Genomic DNA, 17,063 nt, shown 5'->3' with positions numbered 1-17,063 from the left:
GCCACACCAACGGCGACCTCTACCGGTACAACGGCACCGGGGCCGGCACCATCGGCGCCGGAATCAAGATCGGCTCCGGCTGGAAGTCCTTCGCCGCGATCCGGTAGTCCGGTACGGAGCGACGGGCCCGGCGGCTCGTCGCTCCGTACCGTGCGCGATCAGCGGCGTGCGCACCATGATCGACATGACGGCCCTGCACACCCATCCGCCTGTGCGCCCGCCTCCTGGGTGCCGGGCGTGTACTCGTCGCCGGTGCCGGAGGCGGGTTCGACATCCGCTCCGGCCTGCCGATCGCCCTCGACCTGATGCACCAGGGCCAGGAGGTGCACCTGGCCAACCTCACCTTCAGCGCGTCGAAGGGCTGCCGGTGGCCTCCACCTCGACCGGATCGAGAACACCCGCCGATGCGTCAGCTCAGCGGCGCCATCGCGGAGTTCAGGGACGCAACCGTCACCCGGCCGCCCCTCCGGATTCCGCACTGCCTTCCGTACGCGCGGGAACGGCCCCCTGGCCGCACCGCAGCGAGGACCGCCGGCAACGCACCGCAGCGGCTGAGGATATGCTGCTCCCTCTGCCGGTTCCGGTGCGATGAGGAGCACATGCTGGATGCGGTGACCACCCGGTTCATCGGGACAGCGGCGACGCTGGCCCCTGACGTGCTCGCGCTCGTCTACGACCACATGGTGCGCCTCCGCGGCCACGGCGGCCGCGAGGCGAGCCGCGCGCTCAAGCTCTCCGCTGCGCACGAGTCCGCGTTGCAGGCCATGGTCCGCTCGGCCCTGCTCCCGCGCGCCGACGAGCTGAACGCGTTCCGCTCCGGCCTGCTCTCGGGCGTCAAGTCCGCGTATGTGGTGGCCGCGCGGGCGGTGCAGCGCCGCGACAGCGCCGCGCACGAGCACTACGACGTGCTCCTGCGGCCCTTCGCCGTGGCGGGCGTCGAGATCCCGCCCTGTGCGGCCGACCCGGACTCGTGACCGCCGCCGGTCAGCGTTGGTTCCCCACCCGGTAGACGTACCGGAGCGCCGCCGGGCCCTGGCATGCGCATGGGAGGCGGCGGCCCTGCTCAGCAGCGTGTCGTGGTACGGATCACTCGACGTGCTCCGCGGCGATTCCACGAGCGGGTCGCCCCGCGGTACCGGCCACTCCCGGACCGTGCGCGTCCCGTGGCCGCCATTGCCCCGCGGCTCCGAGGTCCCGGTGGCCGTACGCCTCGTCCTGTCGCGTCGCCCTGACGGCCGTTCATGTCCGCTCCGGCGAAGCGGCGTTGTCAGTGGTGGCCGATAGCGTCGTGGTGTTGGAAGGGCCGTTTCGCCGACAGGAGTGGACGATGACCGAGAACCGTACGAAGACCGCGCTCAGGGTGGTGCTGACCGACGTCAACGAGCGCGTGGTGGACGCGTGGCGGGCGGCGTTCGCCGACACTCCGGGGATCGAGATCCGCCGGGGCTCTATCCTCGACGAGAACGTCGACGCCTGGGTCACCCCGACCAACTCCCGCGGGCGGATGGACGGCGGGGCGGACGCCGTCATCAAGCGGCATCTCGGAGCCGGCATCCAGCTGAGGGTGCAGCGGGCCATCCGCGACCGGTTCGGTGGAAGCCTGCCGGTGGGCAGCGCGGTCTGCGTCCCGTCGGGGGCGGACGTCCCGCGGTACCTGATATCGACGCCGACCATGGTGCAGTCCTCGCAGAACGTGAGTGACACACTGAACGTGGCCATGGCGTGCGCCGCCGCCTTCCAGGCCGTCCACCGGCAGAACGGGCAGGTGCCAGGCAGCATCCGGTCCGTGGCGCTGGTGGGCATGGGCGCGCGGACCGGCCGGGTGCCGGCCCGGGTCTGCGCGAACCTCATGTGGACCGGCTACACGCTCTTCCACGACCACTGGTTCGAGGACGACGACGAGCTGCGCGCCACGATCATCTCGCAGCTCGACGGCATCGAGAACGCGCCGGCCGAGAAGCGGGTGCGCATCACGCCGCCGAAAGGGCATTCCTTTCGTCCCTGACCCCGCCCCCGCAGCCGGCCACCCGGCCGGTGAGTCCGCAGGCCACTGCGCCGGTCAGACCGGCGGCCATCTCCATCCCACAGGTACGACGACCGGGAGCCCTCCGCCCATGAGCGACTCTTCCACCACCACCCCGGCCCAGCCGGACGCGAACGACCCCCTGGGGCTCACCGAACTCTTCAAGGGCGGCGGTGAACCCTGGCTGCCGCTCCTGCGGCCCGTCATCGAGGCGCAGCCGGACGCCGCCGACTTCATCGGCCAGGGCCGCAGCCCGGAGGTCGTCCCCGTCCGGGAACTGACCTTCCAGGCGCTCAAGCCCAACCCGCCCCACAAGTGGAAGGTCGTCGTCTTCGGGCAGAACCCGTACCCGCGCCCGGAGAGCGCCACGGGCATCGCCATGTTCGACAACACCTTCAACGACTGGAAGGACAGTCAGTTCGGCCGGGTCGTCAGCATCCGCTGCATCATCAAGGCGGCGGCGATGTGGAAGTACGGCATCGCGAAGAAGACGCCCATCGCCGACGTCCGGGCCCTGCTCAAGGAGCGGGAGACGGTCCAGCCGCCGGAGTGGTTCCAGGCGATGCTCACACAGGGCGTGCTGCTGCTGAACGCCTCGCTCACCGCCAGCAGCGACGGCGCGATGGGCGCCGACCGGCACACCGCCTTCTGGCGGCCCGTCGCCGAGCGGATCGTCGAGGAGATCCTGAAGGCGAAGCAGGACGCGGACGAGGAGGACCGGGGCGTCGTCTTCGCCTGGTGGGGGGCGCACGCCCGCAACCTGAAGAAGATCGTGCTGCGGCTGCAGGAGAAGTACCCGGACGTCGAGGTCCGGCACATCGATCACGCCAACCCGGCCGCCCAGGGCGACATCTTCTGCCAGGGCGACCACTTCGCCACGGTGAACGCGGCCCTCGCCTCACTGGGCGCCGACGAGATCGACTGGCTGCCGAGCAAGGGGTGGAACGAAGGGGCGGCCGGCACCGGCGGTACGGACGGGGACGTCGCGGCGCGGATGGGCGCCTTCATCGCGTCGACCATGGAACTGCACCAGCTGTACCTGGAGCGGCTCACCAGCGTCAAGGACGAAGGGCTCGTCCTCCCGGCGATCACCGGCGTCTTCGACACCCCGCTGATGGACTTCCCGGACGCCCTCGCGCCGGTCACCAAGGTGCTCTCCGGACTCGGCCGGCACATCGAGCGGTCCCGCGAGTTCGGCAAGCGGCGGGCGGACGAGACGGCCGGCGACCTGTCCGCCGACGCGATCGCCGCGCTCTACCTCTACACCTGCGAGTCCGCCTTCTACCGTGAGATCAACGCCGTGCTCCGCTCCCCCGAGCGGGCCAAGGTCGTGCCCTACCTGCCGTACCTGCGGCTGCTGTTCTCGGCGGTCTCGGGGCTGCCGGCCCACACCCGGCCCCTGTGGCGCGGCGTGTCGCTGGATCTGCGGGCGCAGTACCCGGTCGGGCGCACGGTGACCTGGTGGGGCGTTTCCTCGTGCACCTCCGAGCTGAGCGTGGCCCGGTCCTTCCTCGGCAGCCGGGGCAAGCGGACGCTCTTCGAGGTGACCCCCGCGCGGGCGGTGGGGATCCGGAACTTCTCCGCCTTCACCGGGGAGGAGGAGTACATCCTCGCGCCGGGCACCCAGTTGGAGGTGACCGAGGTGAAAGCCGAGCGGGGCGGGCTGTGCACGGTCAAGCTGACCGAAGCGGACGCGCCTCCCCTCGTCACCTGACCACTCCATCCCCCGGCCTCCGCGGGTGCCGTCCACCGGGGCGGGTGCGTGCGGCTTACTGTGCCTCGCCCGTCCGGGCAACAGAAGCCGGCTGCTTGTGGCGCTGGTAGTAGCGCGCGACGCGGGCGCGGTTGCCGCAGCGGGCGGGGGAGCACCAGCGGCGGCGGGGGTGGGCGGGCAGGAAGAGCATCACGCAGTCGTCCGCCTCGCACTCCTTGAGCCTGCCGAGGGCGGGATCGGTGAGCAGGTCGGCAGCGGCCTCGGCCAGCACGGCGGCGAGGCGGACCCCGAGTGGACCGGTACGGCGCACCGCGGGGGTGACCGCCTCGCCGTTCCAGGTCAGTTCACGGACAGCGGGTGCGGCGCGCTGCGCCTGCGTGAGGGCGCGCAGTGCGGCGGCAGGTGGCTCCTGCCCGTGCAGCAGGGCCTGCACCGCCGTCTCGGTGTGGTCCCGTACGGCGTGGACGGCCGCGAGGTCGGCCTTCGTGGGTACGGCGCCGCCGGTCTCGGAGCCGAGCCGGGATTCCTCCAGCGCAAGCCACGCCGCCAGGCGCTCCGGCGTGTCCAGCAGGTCCGTACGGCCTTCGGCGCTCGCGGGGCGGGTGTTGACGAGGTCCAGAGCGAGGGGCTCTCCCGTGAGCGGTTCGGTGTCGCGCATACGGATAACGGTACAGCAGCCCCTTGACGCATTAGAACGCTCGCCGCTATATCTAATGGGACATCGAGCGAAAGAGGCATGTGAAATGACGGACCCCACAGCCCTGCCCCCGATGGCGCTCCCGGCCCGCGCGACCCATCGCTTCGTCGAGGTCGACGGGGTGGAGGTGTTCTACCGGGAGTCGTTGCCCGAGCGTGCCGACGCGCCCGTCCTCCTGCTCCTGCACGGATTCCCGTCGGCGTCGCACCAGTTCCGGCGCCTGATCGACAACCTCGGCAGGCGGTACCGGCTGATCGCCCCCGACTACCCCGGCTTCGGACACACCCGCAGCCCCGAGGGTTTCACCTACTCCTTCGAGCGCCTGGCCGACATCGTCGAGGGCTTCACCGAGCGGCTCGGGCTGACCCGGTACGCCCTGTACCTCTTCGACTTCGGTGCCCCCGTCGGCTTCCGCCTGGCGCTCCGCCACCCCGGGCGGGTGACCGGACTCGTCGTGCAGAACGGCAACGCCTACACCGAGGGACTGTCCGACGCCGCCCGTGAGTTCACCGCTCTCACGCCCGACTCGCCCGGAGCCGAGCAGACCATCCTGAACCTGTTCACCCTCGCCGCGACCCGCGCCCAGTACGAGGGTGGCACCGCCGACCCCACGCTGGTCGCACCGGAGGGCTGGCTCCTCGACCAGTACTTCCTGGACCAGCCCGGTCGTAAGGAAGCGCAACTCGCCCTCGCGTACGACTACAAGAGCAACATCGCGGCGTACCCCGACTGGCAGGCGTGGCTGCGCGAGCACCGCCCGCCCACCCTCATCACCTGGGGGACCGGCGACCCCTTCTTCCCCGAGCCCGGCGCCCGCGCCTACCTGCGCGACGTACCCGCGGCGGAACTCCACCTCTTCCCCACGGGCCACTTCGCGCTGGAGGACCACCTCCCCGGGATGGCCCCGCTCATCGCCGACTTCCTCGACCGCCTCCCGTCCTGACGGCCGCGCCGAGCGGTACCCGTGTCCTCGTGCTGTGCGGCGCCGCCGGCACCACCGCCCGGCCCCGCCACACCCGTCGCCGTCGTCACCGGAGCGAGCCGGGGCCGGGCGCCGGGCTCACGCCGGTCGAACGCGTGATGCCGTGACCCGGTCGGGCCCCGGCGCGGCGCGCCCGGCACCGCGCCGGCAATGCAACGCACCGCGCCGACAACCCCAACGCCACCACGCCGACGGCTCCGCAGCCGCGCGCCTGTGCCGCACCTCCCGCACCGCACGCCGCCCCCTCGGCCCCGCCACCACGCGGCCCCTCAGGTCAACCTCCCCTTAATGAAAGGCAAAAGAAAAGTAGTGACAGAGTCCTTGACCCCCCGTGCCCCTGCGGGCAAGGTTCCGGAGAGCGCTCTCCAGCGTCGTTCCCATCCCCAAGGAGCCCCCACATGCCCGCAGTCGGCATACCACCCGTGGCCCCACCACCGCACGGACCTGCCCGCCGAGGAGTCATCGGCGTGGTGGTCACCGCTCTCGCCGCCGCCCTGCTCGCCTTCGCCCCCGCCCGGGAGGCCGAGGCCGCGCCCGTACTGCTGTCCCAGGGCAAGCCGGTCACCGCGTCGAGCCAGGAGCACTCCGGCACCCCGGCGACCGCGGCCGTCGACGGTGACAACGGCACGCGGTGGTCCAGCGCCGCCTCCGACCCGCAGTGGATCCGCGTCGATCTCGGCGCGTCCGCCACCCTCAGCCACGTGGAGCTGCGCTGGGAGACCGCGTACGCCAAGGCGTACCGCATCGAGACGTCCCAGAACGGAACGGACTGGACGGCCGTCCACTCCACCACCACCGGTACCGGCGGCACCGAGACGCTGAACGTCTCCGGGACGGGCCGCTACGTCCGGATGCTCGGCACCACCCGCGCCACCGGATACGGCTACTCGCTCTGGGAGTTCAAGGTGTACGGCTCCATGGGCGGCGACGGCGGTCCCACCCTGCCGGGCGGCGGTGACCTAGGCCCCAACGTGCATGTCTTCGACCCGTCCACACCCGGCATCCAGGCTAAGCTCGACGAGGTGTTCCGCCGGCAGGAGTCGGCCCAGTTCGGCAGCGGCCGGCACGCCTTCCTCTTCAAGCCGGGCACGTACCACGGCCTCAACGCCCAGATCGGCTTCTACACCCAGATCGCTGGACTGGGCCTGCGTCCCGACGACACCACCATCAACGGCGACGTGACGGTCGACGCCGGCTGGTTCAACGGCAACGCCACCCAGAACTTCTGGCGCGCCGCGGAGAACCTGGCGCTCAACCCGGTCAACGGCACCAACCGCTGGGCGGTGTCCCAGGCGGCCTCCTTCCGCCGGATGCACGTCAAGGGCGGGCTGAACCTGGCACCGAACGGCTACGGCTGGGCCAGCGGCGGCTACATCGCCGACACCAAGGTCGACGGCCAGATCGGCAACTACTCGCAGCAGCAGTGGTACACCCGCGACAGCGCCATCGGCGGCTGGTCCAACTCCGTGTGGAACCAGGTGTTCTCCGGCGTCGAGGGCGCGCCCGCCACTTCCTTCCCCGAGCCCCGCTACACCACGCTCACCACCACGCCGATCTCCCGCGAGAAGCCGTTCCTGTACCTCGACGGCAACGAGTACAAGGTGTTCGCCCCGGCCAAGCGCACCAACGCCCGCGGCACCACCTGGGCGAACGGCACCCCGCAGGGTGAATCGATCCCCTTGAGCAGGTTCTACGTCGTCAAGCCGGGAACGACCGCGGCCACCATGAACGCCGCCCTGAAGCAGGGCCTGCACCTGCTGTTCACCCCGGGCGTCTACCACGTCGACCGCACCATCGAGGTGAGCCGCCCGAACACCATCGTGCTCGGCCTCGGTCTGGCCACGATCATCCCCGACAACGGGGTCACGGCGATGAAGGTCGCCGACGTGGACGGGGTGAGGCTCGCCGGGTTCCTCATCGACGCCGGTACGGTCAACTCCCCGACACTGCTGGAGGTCGGGCCGCAGGGAGCCTCCGCCGACCACGCGGCCAACCCCACCACCGTCCAGGACGTCTACATCCGCATCGGCGGCGCCGGCCCCGGCAAGGCCACCACCAGCATGGTCGTCAACAGCGACGACACGATCATCGACCACACCTGGGTCTGGCGCGCCGACCACGGCGACGGCGTCGGCTGGGAGACCAACCGCGCCGACTACGGCGTACGGGTCAACGGCGACGACGTCCTGGCCACCGGCCTGTTCGTGGAGCACTTCAACAAGTACGACGTCGAGTGGTACGGCGAGCGCGGCCGGACGATCTTCTACCAGAACGAGAAGGCCTACGACGCCCCCGACCAGGCGGCCATCCAGAACGGTGCCACCAAGGGGTACGCCGCCTACCGGGTGGACGACTCGGTGGACACCCATGAGGCATGGGGCCTGGGCAGCTACTGCAACTACAACGTCGACCCGGGCATCCGCCAGGACCACGGATTCAAGACCCCCGTCAAGCCCGGGGTGAAGTTCCACAGCCTGCTGGTGGTGTCCCTCGGCGGCATGGGTCACTACCACCACGTCATCAACGACACCGGAGCGTCCACGGTGCCCTCCGGCACCTCGACCGTGCCGTCGACCGTCGTCGCCTTCCCCTGACACACCCGTCCGCCGTGCGCCGGCCGCCGGCTCCACCCGGGGGCCGCCAGGGCCGTGGGGGAGTGCCGGCGCCCGGCGGCCCGCACGGCTCACTGCGCCGTGCGCTCCCGCAGGCTCGACTGCCATACCGGGCCCTGCTCCTCCGGTTCGCCCGCCTCCTGGCGGCCGCCCCGCGCGAAGAAGGCGGCGAGGGGGAGGATCGCCGCCCCGACGGTCACCGCGTCCGGCCCGAGGGTGCCGAGGTCGATGTCCACGCGTGCCGCCGGGTACCTGAGCGAGTACGACGCGGCGTGGGTCCGCACGGAGTCGAGGAAGCGCCGGCCCAGCTGGAGCCCCGCCCAGCCGCCGACCAGGATGCGGTCCGGCTGGAACAGGTTGATCAGGTCGGAGAAACCGGCGCCGAGGTACTCGGCGGTCTCCTCCAGCACGGCCAGGGCGGTCGCATCGGCCTCCGGCGCCCTTCCGCCGGCGGTCGCGGCGGGGTACGCGGCGTCGAGCATCGCGGTCAGCGCGGTCTCCTCGTCCACCCCGGCCGGCGGCTGCCCGCCCGCCTCGCACCAGCGCTCCAGCAGGGCCTCCGCCCCCGCGTACGCCTCCAGGCAGCCCTTGGCGCCGCAGCGGCACCGGCGGCCCCGTACCCGTACGGTCAAGTGGCCCCACTCCACGGCCCGGCCCGAGCGCATGTCGTCGGTGACGAGGCAGGCGCCGACACCGGAGCCGAAGAGGACCACCACCGCGTTCTGAGCGCCGCGCCCGGCACCGAACCACATCTCCGCCTGGCCGAGGGTCTTGGCTCCGTTGTCGATGTGGTACGGCACGGTCTCGGGCAGGAGCCGGGCCTCGCGCAGGAGCCGCTCCAGCGGGACCGCGTCCCAGCCGATGGTCTGGCCGTGCACCACGGCACCGTCCTCGGCGGTCCTGGCGACGATGCCCGGTACACCGATCCCGACCCCCAGCAGCCGCTGCGCCGGGATCCCGGCCCGGCTCAGGACCTCCGGGATGCCTTCGCGCAGATGGCCGACGACGACGCCGACGTCGTAGCGGTCGACCCGGCGGGGACCCTCGGTCCCCAGCGGTCGCTCCACCCGGGCCAGTTCGGTGAGGGCCAGATCGAAGAGCTCGATCCGCACACGCGTCTCGCCGATGTCCACGCCGATCATGTAGCCGCTGTCCGCGCTGATGCGCAGCAGCGTGCGGGGGCGGCCGCCGGCCGAGTCGACGCTGCCGGCCTCCTCCACCAGCCCCTCGGCGAGGAGCTCGGACACCACGTTGCTGACCGAGCCGGAACTCAGCCCGGTGACCGGACCGAGCGAGAAGCGGCTCAAGGGCCCGTCGAAATACAACCGTTGCAGTACCGCGGTGCGGTTCTCCCGCCGCAGGTCACGCACGGTACGGCCGCTGCGCACCTTCACCCTGCCCCCTCATTTCCGTTGTCCTGCAGGCAACTTACATGCGACGGAGCCCTTGACGCGACCTTCGCTTGAGGTTTAACTCACATCCTAAATTAAGCAGCGGGGGGCTTCAGGACCCGAACGCGGGACGCCGCTCCCGTCCCGCCCCCCACAGCCCGGCCCGTCACCTGCCCCGGAAGGCCCCTGGAGTCATGCGCAGAATCAGAGCCGCAGCCTGCGGCGCCGTCGCTCTCTCGCTCGTCCTCACCGCGGCCGCCTGCGGCGGGGGCACGTCCGGGACGGAGGGCTCCAACGAGCGGCCGAAGACGCTCACGTACTGGGCCTCGAACCAGGGCGCCAACCTGGAGGTCGACAGGAAGGTCCTCCAGCCCGAACTCGACAAGTTCGAGAAGGAGACCGGCATCGAGGTGAAACTGGAGGTCGTCCCCTGGGGAGACCTCCTCAACCGGATCCTCACCGCCACCACCTCGGGCCAGGGCCCCGACGTCCTCAACATCGGCAACACCTGGAGCGCCTCCCTGCAGTCCAGCGGCGCCCTGCTGCCCTGGGACGAGAAGAACTTCGCCACGATCGGCGGCAAGGACCGCTTCGTGGAGTCCGCGCTCGGCTCCACCGGCGCCGAGGGCCAGGACCCCGCCGCCGTACCGCTGTACTCCATGGCGTACGCCCTCTACTACAACAAGAAGATGTTCGCCGAGGCAGGCGTCCGCAAGCCGCCCGCCACCTGGGCCGAGATGGCCGCCGTCGGCAAGAGGCTCTCCCGGGACGGGAAGTGGGGACTCGGCGCCGAGGGATCGAACCTCTCCAACAACATCCACCAGGTCTTCGTCCTCGCCAAGCAGCACAACGCCGACTTCTTCACCCCCGACGGCCGGCCGGACTTCACCTCCGACGGCGCCGTGGCCGCCGTGAAGCAGTACGTCGACCTGATGGCCGAGGACAGGGTCATCGCGCCGGGCAACGCCGAGTACGCGCAGAACCAGTCCCTGAGCGACTTCGCCAAGGACAGGACGGCCATGGTCCTGTGGCAGACCGCGTCGGCCACCTTCACGTCCCAGGGCATGGACGAGGACGAGTGGGGAGTGGCACCCGCCCCCGTGCAGTCGGGCAAGCCCGGCCCGGGCGCCGCCACCAACTCCATGGTCGCCGGCATCAACCTGGCCGTCTTCGAGAACACCAAGAACATCGACGGCGCCAAGAAGTTCGTCGCCTTCATGACCAGCGACGAAGAACAGGTCATCCTCAACAAGGCCTACGGCTCCATCCCGCCGGTCAAGACCGCCCAGCAGAACCCCGCCTTCGACACCCCGGCGCTCGCCGTGCTGCGCGACACCCTGGCGACCAGTGCCACCGCCCTCCCGCAGGTCCCCGAGGAGTCGCAGTTCGAGACCCTCGTCGGCACGGCTGTCAAGGAACTCTTCGCCGACGCCGCCGCCGGCCGGCCGGTCACCACCGGGTCGGTACGGGCCAAGCTCGACAAGGCCCAGCAGCAGATGCCGAAGAAGTGAGCACGGACACCCCGATGACCACCACCGCCGCCCCCGGCACGGCCGAGCGGACGGTGCGGACGAAGAACCCACCAGGAGCGGCACCACGCACGCGCCGCTCCGGGAAGCCGCGCCGCATCGCCCTGCCGTACCTCCTGCTGCTCCCCGCCCTCCTCCTCGAACTCCTGGTCCACCTCGTGCCGATGGTGATCGGCATCGTCGTCAGCTTCAAGGAGCTCACCCAGTTCTACCTCCGCGACTGGGGCACCGCTCCCTGGGCCGGCGCCGGCAACTACGCGGTCGCGATCGACTTCGACGCCCCCGTCGGCGAGGCGCTGCTCCACTCCTTCCTCACGACGTGCCTGTTCACCGTGTGCTCGGTCGGGCTGTGCTGGCTGCTCGGCACGGCCGCCGCCCTCTTCCTGCAGGAGAGCTTCCGCGGCCGGGGCCTCCTGCGCACGCTCTTCCTCGTCCCGTACGCGCTGCCCGTCTACGCCGCCGTCATCACCTGGGCGTTCATGTTCCAGCGCGACAACGGACTGATCAACCACGTCCTGCACGACCAGCTCGGCCTCACCGACAGCCCGCCGTTCTGGCTGATCGGCGACAACAGCTTCCTCACGCTGCTCGTGGTCTCGGTGTGGAAGGGCTGGCCCTTCGCCTTCCTGATCATCATGGCCGGGCTCCAGAACATCCCCCGGGAGATCTACGAGGCCGCCGCCCTCGACGGAGCCGGCGTCCGGCAGCAGATCCGCCGGATCACCCTGCCGTCGCTGCGCCCGGTCAACCAGGTCCTCGTCCTGGTGCTGTTCCTGTGGACCTTCAACGACTTCAACACCCCCTTCGTCCTCTTCGGCAGGGCGGCACCGCAGGCCGCCGACCTCGTCTCCCTGCACATCTACCAGTCCTCGTTCCAGACCTGGAACTTCGGCACGGGCTCCGCCATGTCGGTCCTGCTGCTCCTGTTCCTGCTCCTCGTGACAGGCACCTACCTCCTGCTAACCTCCCGAGGAAGGAAGGCCCCCCGTGCCTAGCCACCCCCCGCGGCGGCCCCGCTCCCCGATGGCCGCCCCGCGGTCCTTCCTGTGGAGCCGGCGGATCTTCCTGACGCTCCTCACCGGTTTCGTGCTGCTGCCCGTGTACGTCATGGTCTCCAGCTCGCTCAAGCCGCTGGAGGACGTCTCGGGCAGGTTCCAGTGGATCCCCTCGGTCCTCACCGTCCGCCCGTACGTCGACATCTGGGACACCGTCCCCCTGGCCGACTACTTCATGAACTCCCTCGTCGTGGCCGGGGCGGCAACCGTCTGCTCCGTCACGATCGCCGTGTTCGCGGCCTACGCGGTCAGCCGGTACACCTTCCGCGGCCGGCGCGTCTTCACGGTGACGGTCCTGTCGACCCAGATGTTCCCCGGCATCCTGTTCCTGCTGCCGCTGTTCCTCATCTACGTCAACATCGGCAACGCCACCGGCATCGCGCTGTTCGGCTCCCGCGGCGGCCTGATCCTCACCTACCTCACCTTCTCGCTGCCCTTCTCCATCTGGATGCTGATCGGGTACTTCGACTCGGTCCCGCGCGATCTCGACGAAGCCGCCAAGGTCGACGGCTGCGGGCCGCTCGGCGCCCTCTTCCGGGTCATCGTGCCCGCCGCGGTCCCCGGCATCGTGGCGGTCGCCGTGTACGCCTTCATGACCGCGTGGGGCGAGGTCCTCTTCGCCTCCGTCATGACCAACGACACCACCCGCACCCTCGCCGTCGGCCTCCAGGGCTACTCCACCCAGAACGACGTCTACTGGAACCAGGTCATGGCCGCCTCCCTGGTCGTCAGCCTGCCCGTGGTCGCCGGCTTCCTCCTCCTCCAGCGCTACCTCGTCACCGGCCTCACCGCCGGCGCCGTCAAGTAGCCGCCGGAGCCCCCCTCCGCGCCCTCCGCCCCGCCCGCTCACGCCAGAGAGGCCCTCCGTGTCCGCACCGCTCGACCTCGCCGCCCTCCCGCCCGACTTCACCTGGGGCACGGCCACCTCCGCCTACCAGATCGAGGGCGCCGTCGCCGAGGACGGCCGGGCACCGTCGATCTGGGACACCTTCTCCCACACCCCGGGAAAGGTCGACAACGACGACCACGGCGACGTGGCCTGCGACCATTACCACCGGTGGCCCGAGGACATCGCGCTCATGCGGCGCCTCGGCACCGACGCCTACCGCATGTCCATCGCCTGGCCCCGCGTCCTGCCCGCCGGCGACGGGCCGGTCAACCCCGCCGGCCTCGACTTCTACGACCGGCTCGTCGACGGGCTCCTCGACGCCGGGATCACCCCCAACGTCACCCTCTACCACTGGGACCTCCCCCAGGCCCTGCAGGACCGCGGCGGCTGGACGGCCCGCGACACGGCCGAGCACCTCGCCGCCTACGCCTCCGTCGTCGCCGGACGGCTCGGTGACCGCGTCACCCGCTGGGCCACCCTCAACGAACCGCTGTGCTCCGGCTGGATCGGCCACCTCGAAGGCCGGATGGCCCCCGGCCTCACCGACCTCACCGCCGCCGTGCAGGCCTCCTACCACCTGCTCCTCGGCCACGGACTGGCCACCCGAGCGATCCGCGCCGCGGCGCCCGGCGCCCAGGTCGGGCTCGTCACCAACCACTCCACCGTGGACGCCGCCTCCACCCGCCCCGAGGACCTCGCGGCGGCCATCCGCATGGACGGCCACACCAACCGCTGGTGGCTCGACCCGGTCCACGGCCGAGGCTTCCCCGCCGACATGCGCGAGCTCTACGGCGTCCCGCTGCCCGAGCGCCCCGGCGACGTGGAGACGATCGCCACCCCGCTCGACTGGCACGGCCTCAACTACTACTTTCCGGTGACCGTGGCGGACGACCCCCAGGGCCCCGTCCCCCACGCCCGGGAAGTCCGCCTGGCCGGCGTACCGCGCACCGGCATGGACTGGCAGATCGACGCCGACGGCCTGGAGGCGTTCCTGATGCGTCTGACCGACGACTACGGCGTACGCCGGATCTACGTCACCGAGAACGGCTCCGCCTTCTCCGACACCGTCCGCCCCGACGGCACCGTCGACGACCCCGAACGGGCCCGGTACCTGGAACAGCACCTGGCCGCCTGCACCCGCGCGGTGCGCAAGGGAGCCCCCCTCGCCGGGTACTACGCCTGGTCCCTCCTCGACAACTTCGAATGGGCCTACGGCTACGACAAGCGCTTCGGCCTCGTCCACGTCGACTACACCACCCAGTCCCGCACCATCAAGACGAGCGGCCGCCGGTACGCGGACATCATCCGCACCCACCGGCAGGTGCACGCCTGAGCCGGGGACCGGCCGCCGGCCCGCACCTCACACGCACTCCGCGGCGGCCGCTCCGGGCGGAAGCGGGGCCCTACCGCGGGCCCTGCGGCCCCGCGTTCCCGGCCGACGGGCCGTGCCAGTCCAGGCACACCACGAGCGCGTCGTCGTCCAGAGGTACGTCCCCGTGGTACGTCCGGAGTTCACGCAGCACCGCGTCCGGCACCTGGGGCGCGGGCAGCAGACGCGTGGCCGCGAGCGAACGCGCCAGCGCGCGGTCCCCGTACCGTTCGCCCGCCGACGACTGCGCCTCGTACACCCCGTCGCTGGCGAACAGCAGCCGGTCCCCCTCCCGCACGGTGAAGTACTCCGGCACGTACTCGGTGTCCTCGAACATGCCCAGGGGCAGTTGCGCGTCGAAGGCCAGCGGCGTCACGACTCCCCGGCTCATCCTCCACGCCTGGGGCGAGCCGGCCTCGATCACCTCGACCTGGCCGGTCGCCAGGGTGAAGCGGAGCAGCAGCACCGACACATGGACCCGGCCCTGGTGCTGCGCGTACACGGCCTGGTCGGCCAGGGCGGCCTGGCCCGCGAGGTCGAGGCCGGCGCGCCGGGCGTTGCGCAGCGCGTTCACCGTCAGGTTGCTCAGCAGGGCGGCATCGATGCCCTGCCCCATGCCGTTGGTGATCGTCAGGGTCAGAGCATCGGCCGACACGGACCAGTCGTAGTTGTCGCCGAGCACCGCGTAGGCCGGTTCCAGGTGCGCGCCCAGGGAGAACTCCGCACGGAAGCAGGCCCGGCCCGGCAGGAGCTGCCACTGCATCTCCGCGGCCAGGGTGAGCCGGGCGGCGCGCCGGGCCAGGACGTAGAGATCGGTGTCGCGATCGGCGACGAGGATCTCGTGGCCCAGTGCCTCGCAGATGTTCTGCAGCTCCGGCAGCACGGAGCCGCCCAGGCGGTCCTGCGGCATCCCGACCGTCAGCACGCCCATGCGGTCGCCGCGGATGGTGACGGGCAGGTGCACGTCCGCCCTGCCCGTCGCACCGTCCCGCACGACCAGGGGTTCCTGCGTCCCGAAGACACGGCCCTGCGGGCTGTCGTGGATCGGTACGGACCCGGCCGACGGCGCGGGCGCGACGACCTGGAGCGACCGCATCGCGTAGTCGGCGAGCCGCAGCTCCACCCGGTCCGCGCCGTACTGCTCGGCCATCGCCGTCTTCACGATCTCCAGGAGGGTGTGCGGCGCGCCGGCCCGCAGGGCCGTCTCGACAGCGGTGGATCGGTCCACGTCTCACCCCTTCGACGAGTGCGGCGGCAGGGACTTCACGTGACCTCGCCACTCGCACGACGTCGGCTCACCCTCAGTCTAGGCAGCGCGGCACGACCGCGGCGAGCGGCCTGCGCGCCCCGCCCGGCGGCTGCGGCCCCGCGCCGGCGGGCGGGGCGCCCCGCGGTCCGCGGACCCGCTGCCCGGCGGCTGCGTCACTGCCGCCCGTGCCAGTCGAGGCAGACCACCATGGCGTCGTCGTCGGCGTCGAGGGAGCCGCGGTGCCCGGCGAGCTCCTGGAGCACCGCATGCGGCACCTGCGAGGGGGGCAGCAGGCGGGTGGCGGTCATGGCCCGGGTGAGCGCCTTCTCGCTGTAGCGCTCGCCGGCCGGGGAGGCGACGTCGTAGACGCCGTCGCTCAGGAAGAAGAGCCGGTCACCCGGCTCGACCCGGAAGGGCTGGGGGGTGTAGTTGGTGTCCTCGAACATGCCGAGGGGAAGCTGCGCCTCGAGTGCGACGGGTTCCGCCTTCCCCCGTCTCAGGCGCCACATCCTCGGCGATCCGGCATCCACGACCTCGGCCTCACCGGTGGCGAGATCGAAGCTGAGGAGCAGCACCGACAGGTGGACGGAGCCGCGGTAGTGCCCGTAGATCGCCTGGTCGGCGAGGAAGGCCTGGTCCGCCAGGGACAGGCCGGCCCGGCGGGCGTTGCGCAGCGCGTTGATCGCCAGGCTGGTCAGCAGGGCCGCTTCGATGCCCTCACCCATGCCGTTGGTCACGGTGAGGGTGAGGCGGTCGGCGGAGGTGGACCAGTCGAAGTTGTCGCCGTGGATCGCGTACGCGGGCTCGAGCTGGGCCCCGATCTCGTACTCGGGCCGTGAGCAGGCACGGCCGGGCAGCAGCTGCCACTGCATCTCCGCGGCCAGGGTGAGCCGGCTGGCCCGGCGCGCCTGCAGGTACAGGTCGGTGTCCCGCTCGGCCACGACGATCTCGTGCCCGAGCACCTCCGCGACCTCCTGGAGTTCTCGTTCGACCTGCGGGGTGTAGCACTCGCGGGGGAGGCGGACGGAGAGGACGCCGATGCGGTCGCCGCGCACGCTCACGGGGAAGTGCGCCGTCACGTCCGTGGAGTGGGGGCGGCTCTCCACATGGGGCCTCTGCGCTCCGAAGGCCCGCCCCGGCGCGCTGCCGTGCACGGGGACCGGGTCCCCCGTGGAGGGGAGGGTGCTGACCGGTTGCAGCATGGTCGTGGCGTAATCGGCCATGAGCAGGTCGACGGAGCCGGCCGTGTAATGGGTGGAGAGGGCGTCCCGCACTGCTTCGAAGAGGGCGTGGGGCGGGGCCCCGCGCAGCGCGCGTTCCACAGCCGAGAATCTGTCCACCGTTCGATTACCACCTGTTCAGGATGAATGCGGGAAAGGACCGGATGGCCCCTGATGTCGCAAGGACTGACAAGGCCGTTGGGAAGTGTCACAGTTGAGGGCATGCATTCCGAGACTTCTTCAGGCCCCGGCCGGGATGCTGCCGCACACGCCGCCCGGGAGGTCATCGAGCTGCTGGAAGTGCTCTGGAACAGGGGCCGGGACATGACGTCG

At 71.2% G+C, this 17,063-nt stretch carries 13 protein-coding genes; 9 read left to right on the top strand and 4 right to left on the bottom strand.

Annotation, left to right across the window (positions count from 1 at the left end):
• Positions 1-599 precede the first annotated feature (599 nt).
• From ACIA79_RS28880 to ACIA79_RS28870, 3 genes are all read left to right on the top strand, one after another.
• Entirely contained in the window at positions 600-974 is a 375-nt protein-coding gene (locus tag ACIA79_RS28880) for a hypothetical protein (RefSeq protein ID WP_399431312.1), read from the top strand.
• Positions 975-1,327: 353 nt separating this feature from the next.
• Positions 1,328-2,005, top strand: a complete 678-nt coding sequence (locus ACIA79_RS28875; RefSeq protein WP_399431311.1) for a macro domain-containing protein — start codon at positions 1,328-1,330, stop codon at positions 2,003-2,005.
• Between the two features lie 109 nt (positions 2,006-2,114).
• Positions 2,115-3,737 carry an ADP-ribosyltransferase domain-containing protein gene (locus ACIA79_RS28870; RefSeq protein WP_399431310.1) on the top strand — a complete coding sequence of 541 codons (1,623 nt, stop codon included), beginning with the start codon at positions 2,115-2,117 and terminating at the stop codon, positions 3,735-3,737.
• Between the two features lie 55 nt (positions 3,738-3,792).
• Here ACIA79_RS28870 and ACIA79_RS28865 read toward each other — a convergent pair whose 3' ends face one another.
• A complete protein-coding gene (locus ACIA79_RS28865) occupies positions 3,793-4,395 on the bottom strand; it encodes a CGNR zinc finger domain-containing protein (protein WP_399431309.1) in 603 nt (200 codons plus the stop codon).
• An 85-nt stretch (positions 4,396-4,480) separates the two neighbouring features.
• Between ACIA79_RS28865 and ACIA79_RS28860 the strand changes: the two genes are divergently transcribed.
• Entirely contained in the window at positions 4,481-5,377 is an 897-nt protein-coding gene (locus tag ACIA79_RS28860; protein WP_399431308.1) for an alpha/beta fold hydrolase, read from the top strand.
• A 437-nt stretch (positions 5,378-5,814) separates the two neighbouring features.
• Positions 5,815-8,010 carry a discoidin domain-containing protein gene (locus ACIA79_RS28855; RefSeq protein ID WP_399431307.1) on the top strand — a complete coding sequence of 732 codons (2,196 nt, stop codon included), beginning with the start codon at positions 5,815-5,817 and terminating at the stop codon, positions 8,008-8,010.
• An 89-nt stretch (positions 8,011-8,099) separates the two neighbouring features.
• On the opposite strand, the gene ACIA79_RS28850 is transcribed toward ACIA79_RS28855, so the two are convergent.
• Positions 8,100-9,422, bottom strand: a complete 1,323-nt coding sequence (locus tag ACIA79_RS28850; protein ID WP_399431306.1) for an ROK family protein — start codon at positions 9,420-9,422, stop codon at positions 8,100-8,102.
• Positions 9,423-9,613: 191 nt separating this feature from the next.
• Between ACIA79_RS28850 and ACIA79_RS28845 the strand changes: the two genes are divergently transcribed.
• From ACIA79_RS28845 to ACIA79_RS28830, 4 genes are read left to right on the top strand one after another with little or no spacing between them, the layout of a single operon-like run.
• The gene (locus ACIA79_RS28845) at positions 9,614-10,930 is read left to right on the top strand and encodes an ABC transporter substrate-binding protein (protein ID WP_399431305.1); all 1,317 of its coding nucleotides are present in this window, start codon (positions 9,614-9,616) and stop codon (positions 10,928-10,930) included.
• A 14-nt stretch (positions 10,931-10,944) separates the two neighbouring features.
• On the top strand, positions 10,945-11,943 hold the full coding sequence (locus tag ACIA79_RS28840) for a carbohydrate ABC transporter permease (RefSeq protein ID WP_399431303.1): 999 nt from the start codon (positions 10,945-10,947) through the stop codon (positions 11,941-11,943).
• 28 nt (positions 11,944-11,971) lie between these two features.
• A complete protein-coding gene (locus ACIA79_RS28835; RefSeq protein ID WP_399431386.1) occupies positions 11,972-12,811 on the top strand; it encodes a carbohydrate ABC transporter permease in 840 nt (279 codons plus the stop codon).
• A 58-nt stretch (positions 12,812-12,869) separates the two neighbouring features.
• A complete protein-coding gene (locus ACIA79_RS28830; protein WP_399431302.1) occupies positions 12,870-14,225 on the top strand; it encodes a GH1 family beta-glucosidase in 1,356 nt (451 codons plus the stop codon).
• A gap of 70 nt (positions 14,226-14,295) precedes the next feature.
• Here the strand turns inward: ACIA79_RS28830 and ACIA79_RS28825 are convergent, their stop codons facing one another.
• The gene (locus ACIA79_RS28825; RefSeq protein ID WP_399431301.1) at positions 14,296-15,489 is read right to left on the bottom strand and encodes a PP2C family protein-serine/threonine phosphatase; all 1,194 of its coding nucleotides are present in this window, start codon (positions 15,487-15,489) and stop codon (positions 14,296-14,298) included.
• A 194-nt stretch (positions 15,490-15,683) separates the two neighbouring features.
• Positions 15,684-16,850, bottom strand: coding sequence for a PP2C family protein-serine/threonine phosphatase (locus ACIA79_RS28820; protein ID WP_399431300.1), 1,167 nt, complete (start codon positions 16,848-16,850; stop codon positions 15,684-15,686).
• Positions 16,851-17,063: the final 213 nt, after the last annotated feature.

This window comes from Streptomyces sp. NPDC051310, assembly GCF_044455245.1.
Taxonomy (GTDB): domain Bacteria; phylum Actinomycetota; class Actinomycetes; order Streptomycetales; family Streptomycetaceae; genus Streptomyces.
This window is presented reverse-complemented; position numbering and strand designations above follow the sequence as displayed.

Coding starts and splice junctions, on each gene's coding strand:
- ACIA79_RS28880 (WP_399431312.1), top strand. CDS start 600: ATGCTGGATGCGGTGACCACCCGGTTCATCGGGACAGCGGCGACGCTG.
- ACIA79_RS28875 (WP_399431311.1), top strand. CDS start 1,328: ATGACCGAGAACCGTACGAAGACCGCGCTCAGGGTGGTGCTGACCGAC.
- ACIA79_RS28870 (WP_399431310.1), top strand. CDS start 2,115: ATGAGCGACTCTTCCACCACCACCCCGGCCCAGCCGGACGCGAACGAC.
- ACIA79_RS28865 (WP_399431309.1), bottom strand. CDS start 4,395: ATGCGCGACACCGAACCGCTCACGGGAGAGCCCCTCGCTCTGGACCTC.
- ACIA79_RS28860 (WP_399431308.1), top strand. CDS start 4,481: ATGACGGACCCCACAGCCCTGCCCCCGATGGCGCTCCCGGCCCGCGCG.
- ACIA79_RS28855 (WP_399431307.1), top strand. CDS start 5,815: ATGCCCGCAGTCGGCATACCACCCGTGGCCCCACCACCGCACGGACCT.
- ACIA79_RS28845 (WP_399431305.1), top strand. CDS start 9,614: ATGCGCAGAATCAGAGCCGCAGCCTGCGGCGCCGTCGCTCTCTCGCTC.
- ACIA79_RS28840 (WP_399431303.1), top strand. CDS start 10,945: ATGACCACCACCGCCGCCCCCGGCACGGCCGAGCGGACGGTGCGGACG.
- ACIA79_RS28835 (WP_399431386.1), top strand. CDS start 11,972: ATGGCCGCCCCGCGGTCCTTCCTGTGGAGCCGGCGGATCTTCCTGACG.